This window comes from Sutcliffiella deserti (genome assembly GCF_020037475.1).
In the GTDB taxonomy this organism is placed as follows: Bacteria; Bacillota; Bacilli; order Bacillales; family Bacillaceae_I; genus Sutcliffiella_A; species Sutcliffiella_A deserti.
Genome location: NZ_JAIQDB010000002.1, coordinates 177,128 through 199,811, shown reverse-complemented (window position 1 = coordinate 199,811; position 22,684 = coordinate 177,128). Strand labels below are relative to the sequence as shown.

General features: G+C 41.0%; 17 protein-coding genes. 8 read left to right on the top strand and 9 right to left on the bottom strand.

All coding sequences use genetic code 11. The features are described from left to right. Positions 1 to 253 precede the first annotated feature (253 nt). The 4 genes from K9B36_RS06360 (at position 254) to K9B36_RS06345 (ending at position 3,237) form a co-directional block, all read left to right on the top strand. Positions 254 to 1,039: a PhzF family phenazine biosynthesis protein gene (locus tag K9B36_RS06360; protein ID WP_223701187.1), complete on the top strand. Its 786-nt coding sequence runs from the start codon at positions 254 to 256 to the stop codon at positions 1,037 to 1,039. A gap of 107 nt (positions 1,040 to 1,146) precedes the next feature. Beyond that, positions 1,147 to 1,611, top strand: coding sequence for a hypothetical protein (locus K9B36_RS06355; protein ID WP_223701186.1), 465 nt, complete (start codon positions 1,147 to 1,149; stop codon positions 1,609 to 1,611). Between the two features lie 266 nt (positions 1,612 to 1,877). After that, positions 1,878 to 2,192 (top strand): SdpI family protein, encoded by a 315-nt coding sequence (locus tag K9B36_RS17045; RefSeq protein WP_223701576.1) that lies wholly within the window; start codon positions 1,878 to 1,880, stop codon positions 2,190 to 2,192. A gap of 76 nt (positions 2,193 to 2,268) precedes the next feature. Then, positions 2,269 to 3,237 carry a DMT family transporter gene (locus tag K9B36_RS06345; RefSeq protein ID WP_223701185.1) on the top strand — a complete coding sequence of 323 codons (969 nt, stop codon included), beginning with the start codon at positions 2,269 to 2,271 and terminating at the stop codon, positions 3,235 to 3,237. Positions 3,238 to 3,808: 571 nt separating this feature from the next. Here K9B36_RS06345 and K9B36_RS06340 read toward each other — a convergent pair. The 3 genes from K9B36_RS06340 to K9B36_RS06330 form a co-directional block, all read right to left on the bottom strand. Continuing rightward, a complete protein-coding gene (locus tag K9B36_RS06340; RefSeq protein ID WP_223701184.1) occupies positions 3,809 to 6,190 on the bottom strand; it encodes a sensor domain-containing protein in 2,382 nt (793 codons plus the stop codon). 218 nt (positions 6,191 to 6,408) lie between these two features. Next, positions 6,409 to 7,674, bottom strand: coding sequence for a beta-ketoacyl-[acyl-carrier-protein] synthase family protein (locus tag K9B36_RS06335; RefSeq protein WP_223701183.1), 1,266 nt, complete (start codon positions 7,672 to 7,674; stop codon positions 6,409 to 6,411). A gap of 268 nt (positions 7,675 to 7,942) precedes the next feature. Then, positions 7,943 to 9,163, bottom strand: a complete 1,221-nt coding sequence (locus tag K9B36_RS06330; RefSeq protein WP_223701182.1) for an MFS transporter — start codon at positions 9,161 to 9,163, stop codon at positions 7,943 to 7,945. Between the two features lie 566 nt (positions 9,164 to 9,729). On the opposite strand from K9B36_RS06330, the gene K9B36_RS06325 reads away from it, so the two are divergent. After that, positions 9,730 to 10,752 (top strand): ATP-grasp domain-containing protein, encoded by a 1,023-nt coding sequence (locus K9B36_RS06325; RefSeq protein WP_223701181.1) that lies wholly within the window; start codon positions 9,730 to 9,732, stop codon positions 10,750 to 10,752. 33 nt (positions 10,753 to 10,785) lie between these two features. After that, complete coding sequence (gene murJ / locus K9B36_RS06320) at positions 10,786 to 12,297, top strand: murein biosynthesis integral membrane protein MurJ (protein ID WP_223701180.1); 1,512 nt, start codon at positions 10,786 to 10,788, stop codon at positions 12,295 to 12,297. A 384-nt stretch (positions 12,298 to 12,681) separates the two neighbouring features. On the opposite strand, the gene K9B36_RS06315 is transcribed toward murJ, so the two are convergent. After that, the gene (locus tag K9B36_RS06315) at positions 12,682 to 13,662 is read right to left on the bottom strand and encodes a sensor histidine kinase (protein WP_223701179.1); all 981 of its coding nucleotides are present in this window, start codon (positions 13,660 to 13,662) and stop codon (positions 12,682 to 12,684) included. Between the two features lie 22 nt (positions 13,663 to 13,684). Beyond that, positions 13,685 to 14,386 carry a LytR/AlgR family response regulator transcription factor gene (locus tag K9B36_RS06310; protein WP_223701178.1) on the bottom strand — a complete coding sequence of 234 codons (702 nt, stop codon included), beginning with the start codon at positions 14,384 to 14,386 and terminating at the stop codon, positions 13,685 to 13,687. 176 nt (positions 14,387 to 14,562) lie between these two features. Here K9B36_RS06310 and K9B36_RS06305 point away from each other — a divergent pair, with 176 nt between their 5' ends. Then, a complete protein-coding gene (locus K9B36_RS06305; protein WP_223701177.1) occupies positions 14,563 to 15,315 on the top strand; it encodes an ABC transporter ATP-binding protein in 753 nt (250 codons plus the stop codon). After that, positions 15,299 to 16,462 carry an ABC transporter permease gene (locus K9B36_RS06300; RefSeq protein ID WP_223701176.1) on the top strand — a complete coding sequence of 388 codons (1,164 nt, stop codon included), beginning with the start codon at positions 15,299 to 15,301 and terminating at the stop codon, positions 16,460 to 16,462. The genes K9B36_RS06305 and K9B36_RS06300 overlap by 17 nt, the downstream gene beginning before the upstream one ends. A 33-nt stretch (positions 16,463 to 16,495) precedes the next feature. On the opposite strand, the gene K9B36_RS06295 is transcribed toward K9B36_RS06300, so the two are convergent. The 4 genes from K9B36_RS06295 to K9B36_RS06280 form a co-directional block, all read right to left on the bottom strand. Further along, positions 16,496 to 17,329: an aminoglycoside adenylyltransferase domain-containing protein gene (locus tag K9B36_RS06295; protein WP_223701175.1), complete on the bottom strand. Its 834-nt coding sequence runs from the start codon at positions 17,327 to 17,329 to the stop codon at positions 16,496 to 16,498. A gap of 188 nt (positions 17,330 to 17,517) precedes the next feature. Next, on the bottom strand, positions 17,518 to 18,720 hold the full coding sequence (locus K9B36_RS06290) for an NAD(P)/FAD-dependent oxidoreductase (RefSeq protein ID WP_223701174.1): 1,203 nt from the start codon (positions 18,718 to 18,720) through the stop codon (positions 17,518 to 17,520). A gap of 588 nt (positions 18,721 to 19,308) precedes the next feature. After that, positions 19,309 to 20,736 (bottom strand): glycoside hydrolase family 1 protein, encoded by a 1,428-nt coding sequence (locus K9B36_RS06285; RefSeq protein ID WP_223701173.1) that lies wholly within the window; start codon positions 20,734 to 20,736, stop codon positions 19,309 to 19,311. Positions 20,737 to 20,801: 65 nt separating this feature from the next. Beyond that, positions 20,802 to 22,658, bottom strand: a complete 1,857-nt coding sequence (locus K9B36_RS06280; protein WP_223701575.1) for a beta-glucoside-specific PTS transporter subunit IIABC — start codon at positions 22,656 to 22,658, stop codon at positions 20,802 to 20,804. Positions 22,659 to 22,684: the final 26 nt, after the last annotated feature.

Below are 22,684 nucleotides of genomic sequence, written 5' to 3'. Positions count from 1 at the left end.
CGTAATTCTTAGGAAACAGTAGAACTGTACCTTTTTATATTTTACAATATTTAACTTACAAAAACTTTAAGCTATTCTCATTTCATGTAGAAATATTTTCACTTATACCTTCAGCTCGATGCCCTTGCAAAAGAATCCAAGCAATCACTTTAAAGCGAAGAAGGGTCAAGGGACCAGTCCCCTTGACCCAAGTTTTCAGATATTTTAAAATGACATGACGCATTAATTTAGCGATGAGGAGGTTGTGTGAGTTATGAAATTACCTATATATCAAATTGATGCTTTTACTAATGAGCTATTTAAGGGGAATCCAGCAGCGGTTTGTCCGTTGGAGGAATGGATTCCGGTGGATTTGATGCAGAAGATTGCTGCTGAAAATAATCTGCCTGAAACGGCTTTTTTTGTAAAAGCAGGCGATGAGTATGAACTAAAATGGTTCACTCCGGTAGAGGAAATGGACCTGTGCGGACACGCCACATTGGCAGCCGCTTATGTTATAAGCAATTATACTGATGAGACTTCTAATACGTTAAGGTTTCAAACGGCAAGTGGCCCGTTGGAAGTTTCGAAGGATGGAAGTCTGTACACGCTTCTTTTTCCATCTAGAAGGGGGATAAGATGTGAGGCACCAGAAGAGCTGATTAAGGGGCTTGGCAAGCAGCCTATGGAGGTCTATAAAGCAAGAGATTATATGGCAATCTTTGAAACAGAACAGGATATTCTGGACCTTGATTTAAATATGGATATGCTGAAAAAGCTGGACGGATTTGGAATCATCGCGACTGCCAAAGGAAAGAAAGCGGATTTTGTATCAAGATTCTTTGCTCCAAAGGCAGGGATTGAGGAAGACCCGGTAACTGGTTCTGCTCATTGTACCTTGGTTCCATATTGGAAAAGCGTTTTAAATAAAAATGATATGGTAGCACTGCAATTATCAGCTAGAGGCGGAAAGCTTCACTGTACGGATTTGGGCGATATGGTAAAAATGTCCGGTGAAGCAGTGACCTATCTGGAAGGGCAGATTAACGTCGAGCTTTGAGTTAGAACAGGACAGCTACTATAAAGGGCCTATATTATAAGTAATGGAATAATTTTTCCCTATAAACAAATGATAATAGCAAAATAACTCTCACAAAGGAAAAAACCATGATTGGACTTATTTTAGCAATCATCTTGTTTAATATAATTGCATTTAAAATGGAGAAGAATTTGAACAGAAACCAGATGCTGCATATTTGGCTTTTTACGATTGCGTTTCAGCAGACACACGATATTGTAGTGGAATTTAAATATGGTGCCTACTGGTATTTAACCCAAGACGTAGATTGGGTGGGATTACTTGCGCATACAGTTTTAATTCCGCCGGTAAATGTAATTTTCCTGAATTACTTTCCATTTAAAAAAGGATTCTTTAAACAGAGTTTATATATTGGATCATGGACCTTGGGAATCTTGTTATATGAATTGCTGGCACTTTTGCCTGAACCCTGGGGCTATTTTAATTATGGATGGTGGAAACTGCAGTACTCCGCAATAGTGGATCCTATTTTACTTTTAATTCTGGTTGGGTTTTTTAAATGTATTAGAAAGTTGGAACGATACAATAAATAACACATTCCTAAAGGGGTGTGTTTTTTTTATTGAAGTACCATCGATTGTAAGATATGTAAAACTCACTTAACTTTAGCACTCGTTAATAGCTCTGCAAAACGTTTTTTTACCCGAAACTTTATTTTATAGATTTTTTCGGGGATTTTTCATGTTAATATAAAGTGAATATTTTGAGTTAATAGAATTATTTTTGTATTTCGTTCAGTAAATAACGCTAAAATCTTTAAAAACTAGAGGTGAAGTTTGTGAATATCGGTTTAGGAATCATGCTCATATTTGTTGCCATTCTGTGCATAGGCTTGAGTATCCCTTTGTACTTAGAGAAGGTTAAGATGAATTACTTGTACGGCGTCAGGTTTCCGAAGTCTTATCAGTCAGAAGAGGCGTGGTACAAGATTAATAAGTACGGTGGCCTGATGTTAATGATCTGGTCCATTCCGGAATTGCTTTTCGGGATTGTGCTACTCTTTCTTCCGCCCATGGAGGAGCCCGTGTCTATTATGATTGCTTTTTCTCCGATACTTTTCTTGATTCCGCCTGTGATACTAAGCTACATGTATTCAGAGAGGGTTACTGAATAAAAAAGATAGGAACTTTTTTAATGCATCACATATATTTATACTAGTTTGAAAAACCATTAAAAAAAGTGGTGTTCATATGAGGGAACTTTTTCTGGGTATCCTTGCCTCGATGTTTTTTGCTGTTACGTTTATTCTAAACCGCTCCATGGAACTTGCAGGGGGCAGCTGGCTTTGGGGTTCTTCCTTAAGGTTCTTTTTTATGGTGCCTTTTTTGATTCTTATTGTGGTGGCCAGAAAGAATCTTAAGCCTCTGCTTAATGAAATGCGCCAATATCCTTTCCAGTGGCTTGGCTGGAGTTTTGTTGGTTTCGTATTGTTTTATGCACCTCTAACCTTTGCTGCTGCATATGGACCAGGCTGGCTCGTTGCTGGAACCTGGCAATTGACGATTGTGGCTGGCGTTTTGCTTGGACCTTTTTTCTTTGTCATCATAAGGGAAAAACAAGGTACGGTAAAAGTTAGGCAAAAGATACCCTTGAAGGCTCTGTTTATTTCATTGTTGATTCTAGCTGGGGTCATTTTAATACAATGGCAACAAGCGTCCGGCAGTTTTTCTCTTGAGATGGCGGTTGCCTGCATTCTTCCGGTTTTACTTGCTGCCTTCGCCTATCCGCTTGGGAACCGGAAAATGATGGAGGTATGTGGAGGAAGGCTCGACACTTTTCAAAGAGTGCTGGGAATGACATTGGCGACCATTCCATTCTGGATAATCATAGCAGCACTCGGTGTGGTCAAAGTAGGTTTACCTGATACAGGTCAAATATTTCAATCCTTCATAGTAGCCATATGCTCGGGTGTGATTGCCACCACATTATTTTTTATCGCCACAGATAAAGTCAATGGAGATCAGGCAAAACTAGCAGCCGTTGAAGCAACCCAGTCTACACAAGTCTTGTTCGTCTTCGCAGGAGAAGTGCTGCTACTTTCCGCCCCCTTCCCGAACGGAATAGCGATGGCGGGGCTCTTGATGATTGTGATGGGAATGTTCATCCACAGTGTATACACAAGGAACGGGTCGGGGAACCTGCCTCCAAAACTAAGGTAACGTGGTTCGGGGCGACTGGTCGAGGCCACTGATAAAGTACATAATTCTAGGTTTGTGTTAAACACCGCTGTTACTTTCCGCAAATGGCTTCGCTTTCCGCGGGGCGACTTTGAGCCTCCTCGGGCTATGCCCTGCGGGGTCTCTAGCTTGTCGCTACTCTCCCGCTGGAGTCTACGCCATTTGCTCCACTCCACAGCTAGAAGCCACACAAAACTATCTGTTTTCAGTTTTTCAGTGGCCTTGGACAGGTCCTTAGACCCTCTCTTGCGTTTTTTTCCAAACATGCTGGTCCTACTTTTTTTTGCGGTAACCCTATGATCACCCGACTTCCCCATCACTTCAGATCATTTACTCAAATTTTCCAACCTCCCTCCAAGCTAGGGAGAATGGATAGATAAACAAAAGAAATGCAGGAGCGGTCAACAAATTGGCCTGCTCCTGCATTTCTTTTGTACCCTTGTGAGGAAAATACTCATTTTACACCATGTCCTGCGCTTCAATCACCAGAGGTAAGCCTTAATCCTTTTGTCATTTAAAGGATAAACGGATCGAGGTACCAGTCTCCATTACCCTAAAATAGCTTTTCCACTTCGTTCGCGGGCAAGGGACGGCTAATATAGTAGCCTTGGGCGTAGTGGCATTTTTCTTTATTGAGGAATTCGAGTTCTTCTTTGCATTCAATCCCTTCGGCGATGACTTTTAGTTTGAGCTGTTGGGCTATCGCTAGGATACTTTTGACGATTCCTTTGTTTTCATCGCTTTGATGGATGTTTCTGATGAAGGATTGGTCAATTTTTACGGCATCCAGTGGATATTTGTTGATATAACTGAGTGAAGAATAGCCGGTACCGAAGTCGTCCATGGCGATGGTGATACCGATGTTTCTTAGGGCCGCGAGTTTGTCGATGACTGATTGCTGGTCAGCCATTGCGATGCTTTCTGTAATCTCCAAATCTAGGTATTGTGGTTCAAGCTCTGTTATTTCAAGAATGTGCAATACTTTATCGACGAAATCCTTTTCCGCTATTTGTCGCATGGAAATATTCACACAAACCTGCAGCGGAGAATATCCCTCCGTTTGCCATTTTTTATTTTGAAGGCAAGCTGTATGTAATATCCATTCGCCAAGAGGTAGGATAAGTCCTGTTTCTTCCGCTATTGGTATAAAATCAGCCGGAGATACGGTACCAAGCTTATCATTCTTCCAGCGAACCAACGCTTCCACCCCGTGTATCTCTTTTTTGGAGATATGCTGTTTAGGCTGATAATGGAGCTCAAATTCCTGGCGATCCAAGGCAGGCCTCAGTTCTTTTTCGATGAGCATTTTTTGATAAAATACATCCTTCATTTCTCCAGTAAAGAACTGATATCCATTCTGGCCGGCTTCTTTAAGATAGTACATCGCAGTGTCTGCATACTTAATTAACGTTCTTGCATCATGGCCGTCATCTGGGTACATACTGATTCCTATACTCGGGGTAATATACATCGTTGAATTTTCCACTTTAAAAGGCGCTTTGAATTCAGATACCAGGTACTCGGCCAACTCCTGAATTTCAGGTAGGCTATTTGTAGAAACGATGAAGGTAAACTCATCACCCCCTATGCGGTAAACGGAAATGCCAGCTTTCCCTTTTATGGCCTCTTTCAGACGGTTAGCTACTTCTACCAATAGTAGATCACCGACATCATGGCCTAGTGAATCATTAATATATTTAAAGCGGTCTAAATCCAAGAACATCACAGCTACTTTTGAATGAGCTTTTTCCGCCTGATGAATAATGGTTGGCAGGATACTATTAAATAATCTTCTATTAGGCAGACCCGTCAGATCATCATGTTCCGCTTGAAATAGGACCTCGTTTTCATGTTTTTTTCGTTCTGTTATATCGGTAGATACTCCGAGAACAAGTTTATTACCCGAAATATCAATAGGAACCTTTACTGTTTGAAGCCATTTTTCATTCCCAGAGCTATCGATAAAATTTTCTTCCAGTTGAAGCATTTTTCCTTTTTGAAATACCAGTTTATCTGTTAAGTCCATGACGTTTGTCATTTCCGGGGACGGGGAGATTACTTCAATTTTTTCCCCTATGATGGATTCCGACGAACGATTAACAAGATTGGCAAATGCCTTATTTACTAAAGTATAGTGTCCTTCTTCATCCTTTGAGTATATATAGCTAGGGTTCATATCAATCACGGTCCGCAAGAAATGTTTCTGTTGTTCCAGTTCTTTGTTCATTTCTTCTACTAACTGCGTGTGAAGTTTCGTAACGAGTATAAGGATGGATACGGCGAAGACCATGACTCCGATGCCACTCGGAAACAGCCTCATCTCTGGAAGCATGTTGAGAATGACAATGCTGTACCCAACTATGATTGTTAGTAAAAAGTAGAATAGAAAAGCGCGAACATTTTTATCCTCTACTAAACGGTTTAAACCAAAGCAAATTAAAATGCTGAGGATAAAGAGAACAACGTTTATTTGAAACACCCAAGAAAGTGAGCCGTATTCCGGGAATAAAAATGGTGTCACATTTTCATATCGTATCATTACGAGCTGGCTTACTCCTTGGGATGTCCAGTTAATTATATAAACTGCAACAGCAAAAATGAAAGACATAATTACAGTTATTTTATTTACAACAAAACGCCATTTGCTTTGTTGGAATTTTGGGACAAGCTCAACACTCATAATATATGCAACATACAGAAAGATAGGCGTGAGCATGATTGGCCCCAATCGAAAGAACCGAAATAAAAATTCAGTCGTAGCATATGATAAATGAGGATGACCGTATAAGATGGCGACATCAATTTGCCATAACGACGCAAAAAATAAGAACAAGAACAAAGCCCGCGCCAGGCTTGTTTTTTTCAATAGATATAGAATGGTAACCCCAATCACTAAAGGGATCAGTGCAATGATGGACATAAAAATAAAGAACATCGTATCATCCTTTTTGTTAAAAGCTGTTTTCGCATAGATTGTTGCTTTTACGTAAGCGGGTATATCACGTTAAAATCGTTGCTGTCGTGCTCTTTTCCTGTATAACTAAAAAAATTATTCTTAATTTTGTGAGGTTAGGACAGTAAAAAATCCAACTGCCGATTTTTTACGGGCTTATAGCAACAATCTTTAAGAAAAGAGCCTTGTTCAAACTTTCGCTACTTTGAATCTGTTTTTTTACTATATTTAGAGACGAGTAAACATGAATTATTCCCGCCTAATCCATGGGTGGTGATGGCCACTCTATTGATTGGTTGATAAATAGGTTGTGTGACAATACCCATGTCTTCAAACCCATAGGTATCTGTCTTAAGAGTTGGGGGAATGAAGCCATGTTCGATGGACTGAAGGGCGGAAATGGTTTGTAAGGCACCAGTTGCTCCAAATGTATGACCAATCGTCCCCTTTATAGAGGTAATTTTCATCGTCCGATCAAAAAGAGCATGATAGGTCTTTCGCTCGATGTCATCATTGACGGATAAACCTAAAGCCTGGCTACTAATAAAATCCGGACTGCTATCGCCGAGTGTATCCTTCAGGGCGAGTATCATTGCTTTCTCTGACGGGTTGGATAGGAGAAGTCCAGTAGCATTGTTATTGCTCCCCACTTTGTCAATGACCCCGTATATAGAAGCCCCTCGATGCAGGGCATCACTTTCCCTCTCTAATACGAGCATCCCCGCTCCTTCTGCAAGCACGAATCCGTTGCTATTCTTGGAGAATGGAATACCTGTATTTTCGATCTCCGTGTTTCCTGCCACTGCCCGAATCTTAAAGAAACCATACGAACTCCACCTTCCCAGAGTCGAATCAGTGCCTCCCACTACGCATCTATTTGTCTGCTTGGTTTGCAGCAATGCCATTGCAAGTTGGATGCTGTCGATACTCGAGGTACAGCCAGTAGTGATCGTATACACCTGACCCTTTGCCCCAAGGTAGACGGCTACTGCGGAAGATATCGTATGAGCATCCGCTATCGCAAGACCATGCATGGGATAGGTTCGATATTCTTCTCCTCTCGGTGCAAGCTCCTCTATTTCATTTAAAGCTCCGCCAGAACTTCCAATAATTACGGATAGCTCCTGCAAATGGCTTTCTTTGATGTGAGCCATCCTTATTGCTTCTTCAGCAGCCACCATTGCCATTAAACTACTTTTAGGATATCGCTTGTATTTTTTCTTACATAGATTAATAGATTCGTCATGCACGAGTCCCGCTACAATCGATGAGCCACCTGGTCCACGGTTATCCACTATCTCCTGCGTACAAATTCCTTGTTCTAGTATTTCCCTAAAGGTATGTCTATTATGTGCACCAGGTGCCAATACACCATAACCAGTTACTACAATTCTTTCCACTATTCCAAAACCTACCTTTTCAATAAGGCAATATGAGTTCATACGTAACAAAACGTTAATCGACAATATTTGCTACATCTATCATTATATCGGTATATTCAAAGTAACATCAACTTTGAATTTCCAATTTTTATGGACCTTGCATAAACATAGGGATATAGTACTGTTTTTTTTACAAATAGAGGGATTATTTTCAACTACTATTAGTATAGTAAGAAAGTGTGGAAAGGAGTGGGAAAGAGACGGTTTTTCTGCCTTTTGAGATTAAAAAGAATGAAGGGCCCGTCCCTCTACTTCTCATACAACGGGGGAAAACTCTTATCTACCAATTAAACTATTTTATTACTTTAATGTATAAACGGGTCGAGGGACCTGTCCCCATGACCCTTAAAATCACATAAACCGAAGCAATCATAAGTATTCCAGTCAGTATAGAGAAGCATAACAGTATCAGGCCGGTGGAGACTAAGCCTGTAAACAAGCCAAGCAGTGCGATTCGCAAAAGAAGGCCGACCGCCCTGAGCAGGCTATCCACCCTCCCCATCATTTGATTAGGAATGTGGTCCATCATGAATGCATTCCTGGCAACCCTTGAACCACTGTTCCCAATGGCGATAAATAGCATCATGAATAGATAGCCGGGAATGGACAGGTATACCATGAAGGCGATGGCTAGGGTGAAAATAATCATCGATGCTACAATTAATTTCTCATCCCCAAACTTTCGAGCTGCGATTGGAACAAACACACCCGCAAGCACAGCACCCAACCCGTAAATCATCCCTTGAACGCCATAAATATTTCCTTGTACCCTTAAGACATCTGACAGGTACACCGGGAACAGATAATTCGTCAGCATAACGGCAATAAACGGTAGAGAGGATGCCAGAAGAAAGAGGAACATGCCTGGCTGTTTCTTTAAATAACCGATAGCAGCTGATGCTTTTATTTTTGATTCATTAGAGGCAACCGCTCGTGCCCTGACATATGGAATTTTCATAAAAAAATAGATAGCAAGTGCATACGTGCATACATCCAAAAGCAAAATAAAGTGCAGATCCCATTTTAATAAGAGGATACTAGCTATCGCTCCGGCAAACATGCTTGACAGTTGCCCTTGAACCTCCATCGTTCCATTTAGCACCTTGAACTGATCTTTGTGAAACAGCTCCTGATTCAAGGCGAACATTGTTGGATAGAAAATAGTGTAGTAAAGGCTGCCAATCATATAAATCACTATATAATGCCACAACTCATAGTCAACACCCGCAAAACCAATCATTGAAAAGAGAAGCAATATACACAGGCTAAATACTTTACTGTTAACTATCATTTTCTTTCTTGATAGCTTATCAATCAGGTAGCCCAAATAGGGAGTAAGCATAAAATTGAGAATGGTCATGCCGATCACCACATACCCAAACACCTCATTCCCATTTTGGCTTGTCACCAACAGCCAGGGAATGGCAATCATAGTAATTCCACTTCCGATAGAACTGGTAATATTCGCAAAAATAATAGAACGAAACCGAGAATCCTTATATAAACTGTTCATTATAGTCTCCCTTTCCACTTTGTATATTCTAATAATAAATGGATAGGGAACGCGCTACATTCAGCAAAAGATTGAATAATACTTACTGCTTTATAACCAAGAAAATAATAGAACACCTGCGACTAAAGGTGTACGGGTCGCGGGGACTGGTCCCTTGACCCATATTCTTTCAACTCAATGAAAAAGTTCCATGATACAAATAAAAAAAGGAGATCAGTTCCCCATAAATGATTCAAGAATTGATTGAATTCAGGGGCCGATTCCTTCGGCTTTTCACAAGAGTTTAAAAAGAAGCAAAAGAACCCTCCTCTCGCATAGGATAAAAAAGGAGGTATGACAACCGGACTTCTCCCGATTACCTATTTAAAAGAAGAAAAGACCCCCGTCCCCCACTTCTCAACAAACAAGCAAAATCCTATTAACGAATTAAGAAATTTAATTTAGCGGTTTAACGTACAAACGGGTCGAGGGACCTGTCCCCATGACCCTATTATTTTAGGTTTGGATTGGCCTATGTTAGGGTATAGATACATGTTAAAGTTCGGTTAGTGTCAAGGAGGAGAAAGATGCGAAAAATTAATGTATTAGTGACTGGGATAGGAGGACCGACCGCTCAAGGGGTGTTGAGATGCCTTAGAGAGATAGACCATATCCATATCGTCGGAGCGGACAGAAGGAAAATCACTTCGGGCAATCAATTTTGCGATACTACTTATCAGATTCCCCGGTTCACTCAAATAGAAGATTATAAGAATGCGATTTCTGAGATTGTAAGTGAAGAGAAGATTGAGGTGATTTTCCCCTCGCTTCATGAGGAAATAGAACTTTTCGATACATACAGAGATGAATGGGGACCATTGATAGCCATTCCAGAGAGTGATAGTTTCAAAGCGTTGCTGGACAAAGAGCAGGTATATGCTCGTTTAAAGGAAGCCAATCTTGATCAATACATACCAAAATTTTATGGCTTTAATAGTGCTGAAGAACTGCTACATTTATTGGAAAATAAATTCCCTGATGAACGATATACCGTTGCCAAAATGGTAAGCGGATACGGTGCGATTGGATTTGCACTGTTGATGAGTCGAGAAGATTATTTGGATGAACTGGCTAAAGGAAATTCAAAAGCTTTCAATGTAAACGATTACTGTGCTGTTAATAAAAATAGTGATCGAAAAATATTGATGGAATACCTTGATGGCATGGAATACAGTGTAGATGTGTTTTTGCATAAAGGGGAAGTTGTTGTCGCAATGCCCCGTGAACGAACTGGAGTATCTAACGGAATCGTCCTCGATGGAAAGGTCATATATGATGAGGAACTTATCCAGGCAGCCTCAGAAATTGCCACCGCGATTGCTTCGAATGGTTTTCTTAACATTCAATTCATTGAGAGAAATGGAGAATACAAATTCACCGATGTTAACCCTCGTTTTTGCGGAAGCCAAGTGATGGGTCTTGGAGCAGAAGTGAACTTCCCATATCTTTTCATCCAATATAATTTGCTGAATGAGTATGCTTCGGTTGAGCCAAGATGGAACACAAGAATGATAAGATACAGAGATCACTTTTTTGTTTATGATGAGTAAACAACTAGTACATGTAAAGGCTAGAGAGACTATATGAAAAAAACGGTTATCTTCCTCATGGTGTTAACCTTGTTTTCCAAAGTTTTCGGTTTTATAAGGGATATCACCTTGTCGTACTTTTACGGTGCATCTGAAATTAGTGACGCCTTCGTGATTTCTCTTACCATTCCCACCGTCATATTCGGAATCATTGCAGCTGGAATCTCTACCGGGTATATCCCTATCTACAGCAAAATTCAAGAAAATGAAGAAAGTGGACGGGGCAGGTATTTTACCAATAATTTAATTAACATTCTGGTATTATTATGCACTTCATTTATCGTTGTTGCTCTTATTTTCACAGAGCCGCTTGTCAAAGTTTTCGCCAGCGGTTTTGAAGGAGAAACACTGAAGCTTGCAGTCTTATTCACCCGCCTTAGTATTGCTGGGATCTATTTTACCTTGATTGTTCGAATTTTGAGCGCTTACCTGAACTACAAGAAACAGTTTGCGGTCCCTGCTTTGGCCGGGCTTCCTTTGAGTATCATCACCATTGCATCCATCATTGCCAGCTATCTATTTGATTCTTTAATCATACTAGGTATTGCCAATATTTCAGCCCTGTTAATCCAGTTTTTATTTATTATGTTCTTTGCTTATAAAAATGGGTATAGATTCACCTTTGTCCTGGATTTTAAAGATAAATACATAAAAATGATGGCCATAATGGCGATTCCGGTTATTATCGGGTCAAGCGTCACCCAAATCAATAAGCTGGTAGACAGGACTCTCGCCTCGCAGGTAGCAGAAGGCGGGATTTCTGCTCTAAACTACGCTTTCACCTTGAATACATCGATTCTTGGCATCTTTGCTGTTTCCATTTCGACGGTCCTGTTTCCTTCTATCTCAAAGATGGCTGCCAAAAAGAATAACACAGGGCTTAAGGAATCACTGTCGAAAGCTTTGGCAGGAGTCGTTATCCTTCTACTTCCTGTAACTGTGGGAGTGTTGTTTTTCTCAGAGCAGATTGTCCGCTTCCTATTTGGGAGAGGTGCCTTTGACCAAGAAGCGGTTATGATGACTTCAGAGGCATTCTTTTTCTATACAATCGGCTTGACTAGTATGGGACTTCAACTGATTTTATCCAAGACTTTTTATTCTTTGCACGATACAAAGACACCCATGGTCAATGCTGCCATCGCAATGGGATTGAATATTGTGCTTAACTTTCTTTTATGGAAACCATTCGGACTTGGCGGCCTTGCTCTCGCAACAAGTGTCTCATCCATATTCTGTACCATCCTCTTGCTACGATCTTTGAGGAAAAAAATCGGGAAACTTGGTCTGAAAAGTACAACCATTTCATTTATCAAGGTAGCACTGGCTTCAATTCTAATGGGACTAGCGTGTAAAGGAATCTTTGAAAATCTGAAAGTTAGTACAGGGGAAAACATCTCCCTACTTCTTACGATCTTCGCAGGCATATGCATTTACACAATCCTAATTCACCTCCTAAAACTTGAGGACATCCGTCTGCTCTCCAAGAGACTGTTGAAAAGGTTATAGTGGGTCGCGGGGACAGGTCCCTCGACCCAATCTTGTGTTTTTCCCAACTTGCTGTTACCGGATTTTCTTTGCGGTAACCCCATCAGCACTAGACTTCCCCATCAATTCAGTCTATTATGTGCGGAATACGTTTGCTAAAAAACAACAATGATATTTAAACCTCCCTCCAAACCTATGGAGATTGATCAGAAAACAAAAGAAATGCAGGAGCGGTCAACAAGTTGGCCTACCCCTGCATTTCTTTTGTATCCTTGTATGAGAAAAATAACTCACTTCACACCATCTCCAGCGCCTCAAAAACCCTTGGTGCGCCTTGCCTTTATCCTTTTGTCATTTAAAGGATAAACGGGTCAAGGGACCTGTCCCCATGACCCATTTCCCTGCTCAACGTATCGCTGGTACCTTGATTTTAACCATAAACTCCTCATTTTTGTAAACAAAGTCAAGGAAGCCACCGTGTTTTTCCACGATGTCCATAATTACTTTTGTTCCGAGACCTTGATGATCCTTGCTTTTTGTGGAATGCCCGTAGGTTTTGTAGAGCTTATCGAGCAGGTCTGTTGGAATTGAAGGGGTGCTGTTTTTGCATACAAGCAGGTAAAGTCCGCTTCTTTTGTAACATTGCAAAGTCAGGATGGGCTGACTTTCCTTTTGGTTTTGCCATTCTTCACAGGCATCCAGGCTGTTTTCCAGCAGGTTGCCAAGGAGGATAACGATATTCTGGTCGGAAATGGGAAGGCTCGAGATTGGCACATCCAGATCATAGACAATCGAAATACCACTACTCTGAGCCTTGCGGTATGTTTGATGAAGAATGCCTGCAACCACGCCTCGTTCGCCTTTGATAGACAGATTGGTTTCCTCATACCCCCCCACTAGCTCGTCAAGATACTGTTTGGCTTCTTTATTTTGGTCGTTCTCCAGCATAAAGTGCACAGCAGAAACATGCTTCAGGAAGTCATGCCGTTCACTCCTTACAAGTCGGAATGTTTCATTGATATGTTCCCGTTGCTCTTCAAATTGAAGATGTCTACGTTCCATGGCGGCTATTTTCATCGAGCAGAGCAGCCGGACCAATTCAAGGCTAATAAAAACAATAAAGGGTATAAAGGCAAACCAAGAGAGCTCGGTTGTAAAATAAAATACAATAAGCAGGAGCTGCACGGCGAAAAGGAAGATATTCCAGCGCAGTCCAAGCGAATCGATCTGCAGCAAAATCTTTTTAGATACATAATAAACAAGGCCGATAACGGCTGGACCTGTCAGATAGATCGGGACATTCCAAGAAAGGCTCGTGAAAAAAAAATGCAGGTGCACAGTCCCGAATGCGGTAAGCAGGATCCAATATCGTAAAGCTGATAGCATGGTGTCATCCTTCCTAGAGCTTTTAAAAATAATGATGCTGCAGAAACTCTACTTTATCCTTGGTGATCATTGCCTGTTCCTCAAGCCCCTCAAAGGTCACGGTGTAAGAGTTTTTGGCGTAAAGGGAAAAGTTCTTTACATGATGAATGTTGATGATAAAGGAACGATGCGAGCGGAGAAAGTCACGCTCCCTTAGTTCGCCTTCAAGTTCGTTTAATGTTTGATAGGTTTTAATCGGACCTGTTTTGGTGTAGATGGTGGTCGATCTTCCCGAGCGTTCGATAAAGACGATATCTTTTTTCTGGATTATATGTATGTCGTTTTTCTGTTTAATATAAAGTCTGCCCGCAATCTCCGCTGATTTTGATTTTTCTAGGAGGCGTTCGATGGATTTAACGAGTCGGTCCTTTGTGTAAGGCTTCATGATATAGTCATGGACATTCAATTCAAATGCATGAACAGCGTAACCACTACTTCCTGTAACAAAGATGACGGAGATATTGAGGGCGTGGGAATGAATGATGTCCGCAAGCTCATAGCCGGAAAGGTTGGGCATTTCAATATCGGCAATCAATAACTCCACAGCTTCTTTTTTAATATGCTCATAGGCTTCTTCCGCTGATTGGGTAGAGAAGACTATTTCTATATTCGGCACCCCCGCCACAATCCCATTCAGTTTATCCAAGTCTATGTATCTGTCATCTACAAGTCCAATTTTCATCATTTTAGCCTCACCTGTCGTCATGGTTTCCATTTTCTCTTTATTTTACCATCAAAAAGTAAAGATATGGTCATTTTCGCGACAGCAAATGGAATATTCGCGACATAAGTAAAGATTTCATTCTAGTTTGTTTGTATGATAAAGACAAGAAATCACAAAAAAAACGAGGTGCACAAAACATGATTGAGATACAGGAAGTTTCGAAAAAGTTTCAGGATAAAAAGGTGTTTGTAACAGCGTTAAAGCATGTATCGTTCACGGTGAAAAAGGGCCAGGTCGTTGGGTTGCTTGGTGAGAACGGTGCCGGCAAAACAACGCTACTAAGAACAATCGCCACATTGCTGACACCGACTGATGGAAACGTAAGTGTGAACGGCTTTGATACGGTCAAGAATCCAGATGCGATTAAAAAGCAGATCGGCGTCCTTTTTGGTGGAGAAACAGGGTTGTATGACCGTCTGACTGCCCGTGAAAATCTGGAGTATTTCGCTGCATTATATGGACTGAGCAAGCATGAGACAAAGGTCCGCATTGATGATCTGGCAAAAATGTTCGGTATGAGAGATTACATGAATCGTAAAGTTGGGGGTTTTTCAAAAGGGATGCGTCAAAAGGTGGCTATTGCCAGAACTTTAATCCATAATCCGGACATCATTCTGTTCGATGAGCCGACAACAGGGCTAGATATTACGTCATCCAACGTGTTCCGTCAGCTTGTCCACCAGCTCAAGCGAGAAGGCAAGACCATCATTTTCTCCAGTCACATTATGGAGGAAGTGACAATGCTGTGCGACACGGTGGCTATGATGCATAAAGGCGAGCTTGTCCACCACGGAAACCTCGAGCAGCTTTATAAATCCGAAGGCAGCCGCGATTTGAATTATATTTTTATGAGCAAACTTGTAAGGGGGAACGATGAATATGCTTCTTAAAATCTATCTAAAAGAAATGAAAGACTCTTTCCGCGACAGACGTACCTTGCTACTGACAGTTCTATTGCCCATTATCATGATGACTGGACTTGTCCTTTTTTATGAAAATATGGTGTCGGATGGCGAGGGAGAAACCTATTTGCTTGCAGTGGATAATAGCTTCTCCACTGCAGAAGAAAGCATTTTTGCAAGTTATGAAAATATCACCTTTGTAAAATCTGACAATCCAGAGGGCGTTCTTCAGGAGGGCGAGGCACAGGCAGCCCTGCTAATGGATGACAACTTCCTAAATAGTGTGGAGCAGGGAGTGACAACGAGTGTCACCGTAGTTGGGGACTCGTTTAGCCAAAACTCCTCCAATCTTATGAACCTGGTAACAAGCGCTCTGGCAGTTTATAAAAACTCCGTGATAGCCGAACGTCTTGAGGCACAGGGTACCGCACAAGAATTGGTGCAGCCCTTCACCCTCGATCAAAAAGAGCTTTCCGAGGAAAATCCAACCATTAACCTGATTGCCATGCTGATTCCACTGATCCTGGCTCTGGCTATCGGAATCGGTGCCGGCCCGGCAGCTTCCGACCTGTTTGCAGGTGAAAAAGAAAAGAAAACCATGGAAGCTCTCCTGATGACACCGGTGAACCGCATGTCACTCTTAATGGCAAAGTGGCTGACCATCGTTTCGATTGGGTCTCTCACAGGTATCATCACCTTACTAGTGGTCGCATTGGAAATTAACTTTTTGACAGAAAACCTGAAAAGCGCCGTATCATTAAAAGAAAATGTGTTTCTGGTTATAGGCTTTGCCATCCTAGTTTCCGTCATTTATTCGATGTTTGTTGCAACAATACTTATGATTACAAGCATCGTCGCCAAAACCGTTAAAGAATCACAAAGCTACAGCTCGCCAATCATGCTGGCAGCGATGTTCCCATTGTTGATTATCACAGGAATCGGAATCAACGAACTTGAATTCCACCACTTTGCGATACCCATCATGAATATATTCACCATTCTGAAAGAACTCAGCTTTGGGATTATCAACTATCAACACCTAGCAATCATGATCGGCAGCAACCTTTTATTCATCATCGTTGCCTTCATCATCGCAAGAATCATGTTTCTTAAAGACAAATGGGTGATGAACTGATTTAAAGCATTAAGGAGCCAGACCCTCCGTACGTTAACCGTGCAGAGTGTCTGGCGTTTTGTTGATATTTAAGTTTAGTAACTTCTGTACATTATTTGATATGTATTTTTTTAACACTTCAAGTTCATCTTTCTCAAAACCATAAGTATCTTTGTCAGTTGAATAACATTTGACCACTTTTTCAATAGTATCTTTCATCTCTATGGGAAATGCAGATACCCCCCAGTTACCCGCTTCTTGCTTTGACGAAATAACTCCTTCTTTAAGGTACCAATAAACTCTAATCAAATTTAGCGTACAGTAAATAGGATCTTCTTCAATATTTCCTAAACAATCCTTAAAATCACCCATTATTGATGATAGATAATCTGACTGTGGAACAAATGGAAAAACCTCTTTAATAGATTTACCATATACGCAAATTCCTCTTTCATTAGTAATAGTAATGTGCGCCGCTAAATCCATATCGGTATGAACGTCACTATTTAGATAGTCACATGTTCCACCTACCAAATCATTTCCATACCGTTCTCTCCAGAATTCACTATAATGAAAATCAAATGGGCAGGGATGTTTCCAAACTTTTAATTGTTCCATATTCAGGAAACTAATTTCAATAGGAAATGGAGCATTAGAATATTTTAAAAAGAGCTCCGCTAAATTCCTTTTAGTTTCAACTGTCAACGCCTTTTTTGTAACTACTAAAAGATCAATATCGCTACTCTTCGGATTAAACCCTCCAAGTGCTAAAGAACCGTGGATATAGATACCAGTCAAATTACCATTTATTATTTCTGCAATCCTATTTTGCAGATGTATAATAAAGTCCTTTATATCGGGTGAACTCGTTTTGAAATTATAAACCATTATTATTACTCCTTTTTTCTTACCATCAGATCCTTTGGTGTTCATGAATGGAGGGTTATTCCCTATTACACCTCTTACCATTAACATGGAAAAGAGATGGCTCAACCCATACAGTCAGACCATCTCCAATCCTCGCCTTAACATTTTAACATACTAAAGAAGCAGCAGAACCGTCCGCTTGCTCCCTTTCACCGTTCCATGCTAAACAACCGTGAAGCGGGGTGAGAGTTTTTCGTGATTAAATCTTTTATTATCGTTGCGCCTAACATGCTATAGACGGTTCCGTTTCCGCCAAAGCCTAGACAATAATATTCACCAAGCCGGATTGGGTGTTCCCCGATATATGGTAAACCATCGTGTGATTCTCCGAATGTGGCGCACCAAGCATGCGAAAGTTTTGGTGAGAGAGCTGGAAAATGCTCTATGATTTTTTGGAGAATGCGCTCTCCTCGTTCCTCAATCAGCCCCTCGTTTAACGGTGCCTTTGCTTTATCTTCATCCAAGCCGCCAGCAACGATTCTGCCGTCCTCTGTCGTTCTCATATAGAGATAAGGGCGTTTTGTTTCCCAAATCATCCACTCGTTGTACCAGGTTTTTAATGAAGGCAGCGGTTCGGTGACGATGGCATATGATCGGTTTAAGTCTGCTCCAAGCTGAGCCGCGAGAAAGTCATTCTCATAACCGGTTGCAAAGATAATATAACGCGCCTCAATCGTGCCTTTCTCAGATTCGCATGTAAACCCATGAACGGTTTTATTTTTATGAATAAGCGGCGTCTGCCCATAAATTCTAACCCCTGAGGTTGTAGCTTCTTTTAACAAGATCTGTACAAATTTATATGGATTCACCTCTGCATCTCCACTTGTTACAAGAGCAGCTGGTTTGGAAAAAGGAAATCTTGAAGAAATATCCGATGCTTCTAAATATTCTACGGGAAACTCATGTTTCCTTAACGCCTCATATTCAAGAACAAGCTTGGAGACGTCTTCATTTGAGCTGGCAAAATATAGACTGTTTTGCGAGCGGAATTCTGGATCTTCTGCGAGCTCAGACGCAATCTTGTGTAAATCCTTCATCGCATTCTGACAAAGCTGGTAAAAATAAACGGCATCTTGCTCTCCTTTTTGCTCCATCAGTTCGTGAAGCATTTTGTCACTGGAGAATTGTAAAAGTCCTGTATTAGCTGAAGAACTACCTGAACCAGGCTGCCTTCTATCAATTATTACAACATCTAACTCTTTCTCTTGGCTCAAAACATGAGCACATAGAGCGCCAGCCATCCCACCGCCAACAATTAATACATCACACGAAATATTTTCTTCAAGTTCTGGATACTGAGCGATACCCGTATAGGTTTCAGGCCAGTATAAACGCCCATTATGTAAATTCATTTTTACTCCTCCTCGTCTTTCATTAATTCCCCTGAAAGACATGAAAATAACGAGTGGGAAAAGATATTTATTACCAGTGGGGGAAGCAGCAGGACTTTAGAAAGATAGGCTGTTTGTTATGAGGATAAAACTGCTTTAAGCATTGAGCTAGCAAGTGACACTTCGGTGTCTGCGAATTTTGAGCCATTCCCTATTACGGGGGTCTGAAAGGAAGATGAAAGTGTGGAAGGTGTTTCCTAGGTTCCTCTTAAAGTAGCATAAAGATGTTATATAATCATGGCAGTTAATATTTGAAGAAATCACGCTGCTATATTTCTAGTAACTCTTTAGCAACTTAAGGCAATAAAGAAGCGGAGGAACCTTTCAATGATACAATAAACATAATAGATTAGAAAATTCGTAATTGGGCGAAGAATTATGAATGCAAAGGGCCAAGTTCCTTCCGCCTCCTCTAAAAAATTTAAAAAGAAGCAAAGGTCCCATCCCCATACTTCTCAAATAATGGAACAAAGCCCTTAAAAAAATATTAAATCACTTTATTACTTTAAAGCAAAAAGGGTCGAGGGACCTGTCCCCTCGACCCTTTTCTTATAACTTTTCCCCATTACTGCTGATAACGTCTTTATACCAGAAGAATGATTTCTTCCTGCTTCTTTCCATCGTTCCGCTTCCGTCATCATGTTTATCAACATAGATGAAGCCATATCTCTTGGAATATTCTCCTGATGAAGCACTTACCAAGTCGATGCATCCCCATGATGTATATCCAATGAGGTCGACACCATCTTCAACTGCTTCACCCATCGCTTTAATGTGGTCACGGAGGTATTCTATACGATAGTCATCGATGATTCTGCCATCTTCTTCAACCTTATCGTAGGCACCCAATCCGTTTTCAACTACCATAAGAGGTTTTTGATAGCGGTCGTATAGCTCATTTAGTGCCACACGAAGACCAGTCGGATCGATTTCCCAGCCCCAGTCACTCGCTTTAAGGAATGGGTTTTTCACCCCTCCAATCAGGTTTCCTTCTCCGATTTCTTCTGGAGTTTTGTTCTTCTTCTCCGTTCTGGACATGTAGTAGCTGAAAGAAATGAAGTCAACCGTTCCTTCTTTAATGGTCTCCAAATCACCATCTTGCATTTCAATCACAATATCATTTTCTTTGAAAAATCTATTTGCGAACGTCGGATATTCTCCTCGCACATGCACATCTCCACAGTAGAAATTAAACATTCTTCCATCAGACAAGGCATGCATCACATTTTCTGGATTAGCATCATAAGAATATGTCGGCGCATAGATAAGCATACAGCCAATCTGCGAGCCTGGAATAATTTGATGTCCGAGTTTTACCGCAATGGCACTTGCCACAAATTGATGATGCAGTCCTTGAAAACTTTCCTGCAGACGTGTTTCGTCACTAGTTGCAGAGAACCCAAGGCCGAATAACGGGAAGTGTGTTGCACCGTTGATTTCATTAAAAGTCAGCCAATATTTCACCTTATTTTTATAGCGGTTAAATAGAACGGTAACATAACGCTCGAAGAATTCTATCAACTTGCGGTTTTTCCATCCTCCATATTCTTTAATCAAGTGTAATGGCGTTTCATAGTGAGCAATAGTCACTAATGGCTCGATTCCGTGTTTATGAAGTTCATCAAATACTCGATCATAGAACGCCAACCCTTCTTCACTTGGCTCTAGCTCATCACCTTTCGGGAAAATACGGCTCCAGGCAATACTCATGCGGAACACTTTGAATCCCATCTCTGCAAACAAAGCGATATCTTCCTTATAACGGTGATAAAAGTCTATTGCTTCATGGTTCGGATAAGTATATTTGTCCATATCCATTTCAAAGTCGAAACCAGCTTGTGATAAAAGCTTCATACGAATTTTGCCACCTGGTAATACGTCAGCAAGGTTCGGTCCTTTGGCAGTCCCGTGGAACCCGCCTTCGATTTGATTGGCAGCTGTAGCGCCACCCCATAAAAAGTTTTCTGGAAATTTCATATCGATTACCTCCATTTTTATAATAAAGAGTGTAGTTTGAATCGCAATACCACACCCTTTTTTAATTACTTAGCTTCAAGCGTTAATAAAACATCATCATGTGTAACCGTTGCTTTATTCGTTTTGTTAATTTTTGCAAACGAAGTGGTGTTAGTGATGATAACAGGTGTCACAGTATCAAATCCTTCTTGCTTTATACCTTTAATATCCACTTCTAACAAAGGTTGGCCTGCCACCACTCTATCTCCTTGCTCAATCAACGCTTCGAAGTACTTACCATTAAGTTGTACTGTATCAATTCCAACATGAATTAAGATTTCCACTCCTTCATCAGATGTTATACCTATCGCATGTTTGGTTCTAAATAAGGTTGTAATAACCCCATTCACCGGAGATACAATCTTTCCATCTAATGGTCTTATAGCTATTCCTTCACCCATTACTTCAGATGAGAAGGTTGGATCACTTACCTCAGAAAGTTTCACAACTTCCCCATTAATTGGGCTTACTAAAAGGGTAGCCGATTCTGCTATTTGAACATCTATAGCAGCATCTGTCTTCGTTTCTTCCTGGTTATCAACTGGGACATCTTCAAAACCTAATAGGTAGGAAATGATGGTGGCTGCGACAAACGCGACGGCAAGTCCGATTAATGCGTGTACAAAAGTCGGTCCGATAAATGATGTAACCCCCGGCAGACCTGCACTTCCACCTAAGATATAAGCAGCAACCCCTGTGAAGGCGTAATATAATCCCCCCACAGCTGCACCTAAAAGAGCACCGACAAATGGTTTTTTAAGTCTAACGTTAACTCCATACATGGCAGGCTCTGTAATTCCCATTAAAGCAGTTATGGAAACGGTCAACGAAAGAGATTTAAATTTTTTATTTCTGGACTTTAAGAAAACAGCAAAAGCGGCTCCTGCTTGTCCCATATTCGCCAGGAACATCGCGGGCATTAAATAGTCAATGCCTTTCACTGTAAGGTTATTGATCATAATTGGTACTAAAGCATAATGCATACCAGTCATGATGATTAACGAAAAAGTACCAGCCAGTAATACCATTGCGATAAATCCATAATCTTCAAATAAAAAGCCCATCCCGGCCGATAGATAGTCACCTAAAATGACTCCTAGAGGACCGACTGTCATTAACGTAACCGGAACAACAACCAAAATGGTCAAAGTCGGCACTACAATCAGCTTTAAAGAACTATGTGTGAATCCATCCACAAACTTTTCAACATAAGATGCAATCCAAATGGCAAGTATTATCGGAATAACGGTTGAAGAATAAACTGCCGCTATGACAGGCAGCCCGATAAAACTAATGGGTTCACCAGTATTGAATAAAGTTGTTAGCGTGGGATGTAAAATGGCTGCGGCTATGGTTGCAGCAATATAAGGGTTGCTTCCAAACTTACGAGCTGCACTGACTGCCAACAGGATTGGCAAGAAGTAGAATGCTCCATCTCCAATGGCATTTAAGATAATGTATGTCTGGGACGCCGCATCAAGCCAGCCAAATGTAGCAAGAATGGCCAAAATCCCTTTGATCATCCCTGCACCAGCGATGGCAGGAAGAATAGGGGTGAAGACGCCAGAGATGACATCAAAGATAGCACTTATGACATTCCTGCCTCCTGATTTCTCTCCGTTACTGCTATCTTCATTCAACTTACTGTTATTGATTATTTCTTTATAAACCTGCGGCACATCGTTACCGATGATAACCTGGAATTGCGATCCGCTTATATTTGTACCCATGACCCCATCCAGATTTTCAAGCTCGACGCGTTTCACTTTCTTGTTATCGCGCAAGTTGAAACGAAGCCTTGTCATACAGTGAACAACGTTTTGAACGTTATCTTCACCGCCAACCAATTCCAATATTTCTTTTGCTAATTCTTTATGCTTCATCACCTTACACCTCCAATATTTTTCAA